Origin of the sequence: Nostoc sp. UIC 10630 (genome assembly GCF_010747425.1) — a bacterium.
Lineage (GTDB): Bacteria > Cyanobacteriota > Cyanobacteriia > Cyanobacteriales > Nostocaceae > Nostoc.
In genome coordinates, this window is sequence record NZ_JAAGOG010000429.1 from 1 (window position 1) to 1,517 (window position 1,517).

At 43.7% G+C, this 1,517-nt stretch carries 1 protein-coding gene; it reads right to left on the reverse strand.

The features are described 5' to 3' along the window. Window positions 1–605: 605 nt before the first annotated feature. A partial coding sequence (locus G1O98_RS38170) for a DUF3991 and TOPRIM domain-containing protein (protein ID WP_163939640.1) occupies window positions 606–1,517 on the reverse strand: 912 nt, incomplete at its 5' end.

Here is a 1,517-nt window from a genome sequence, read left to right on the forward strand (position 1 = left end):
AGAGTGGCACGTTTGAATCTTCTAGTATGTCCGATTTTGGGGTAGACATAGCTCACCCCTAGCTCATTATAAATTTCATTTTTTTCTTGACTGCCACATATCGTCATTCTTTTTGACTGCCACAAATTGGTAAACGCTAGAGAGTTCGTCTGAAAAAACTTAGTATGCGAACTAAAAACTTACCCCAATGGTAGAATTATGGCAAAAAAATGTATTATCAAAAATTGGCTCCCATTATTGCTGATTTATGGCACGCCAATGGCATCTCAATGGAAGAAGTGAAACCTCAATTCTCAACTAATTATGACTATTGAGAATTAGGGTTAAAACTGGCTCCCATAATCGCACACCAATGGCAGGGCTATGGCAAATAAATGGAATTTCACCTAAATTCCGCATTTTTAAATATCACAGTGAAATTATGCTTTCACGGGAGAATAATATTGAATTCTGACGCACAGTACGCCATCTTTGGCGGAAAGTTTTTTTGAAAAAAAGTGAGGATCAAAGCGAATTCAAAATCACTTGAATCAAAATCAACTACTAAAAAACTACTTTTATGCTACAAAACTAACTGTATAGTTCACTCTCTTGATCGTTGACTTTTAAAGACTCAATTCATCATCCTGCTCCTGCTGTTGCTGCTGCTGTTGCCTTAACTGCTGCCCATAATCGAGTAGCTGCTGATTCCAATCGCTAGCTTTGCACTTGAGGCGCTTGGACTGTGGCAGTAGTTCCTTAACAACTCGTGCAGCTGCATTGCCAGCATCGTCCGAGTCAAAAGCCACTTGTAAATTAGGAATATGCTGCAATTGCTCTACTGGTAAGCTTTTGGGATTATCTACCGCCATGTACAAAGTTCTATTGGGTGGCACGTCGCCTCTAAGCTGATATTCCAACATGGCAAAAGACACGGCATCAATGGGCGATTTTAAAAGCACCACTTTCTCTACAGGTTCAGTTGGCTGTCCGCCTAAGCGGAAGTGAAACCAGCCCTCACGCCGCTTAGTCCCTTTCTCGTAACCTTTGAAAGTGTTGTTTTCTCCCCGTGTCCCCCGCAGGAACGCTCCTATTGCCTGGGGTTCTTCGCCAAGATTCCGCATGACGAACACAGCGTTTTGCTGCTCATCAGCATAAACTAACCCCCTTTTATGCAGAAGTTCCACAAAGTTTGATGGTATCCCCCGTTTCTGGGTCAGGTAGTTGGAGACTCCCTGCCATTTGCTTTTATCCTCAACTGGTAGCCTGAATTTGTCGCGTGGTTCTAACTGGATAATTTCAGCAGTCACTTGACGACTTTTTGCTATCGCTGCTCGTTCTGCCCCAGCTTCCCCAAATCGCTCATGTAACCAGACAACCGCCTGCCGCAGATTGCACTGGTTAACGTGCATCACCAAGTCAATTGCACCACCTGAGCCTTTCTGCTGATCGGGGGCGAAATCGTAGAATTTGGGCCCATCTATATTAATGATGTGTCCGTGACCCTTCCATTTTCCTTGGCTATTGTGTAGCCCCAA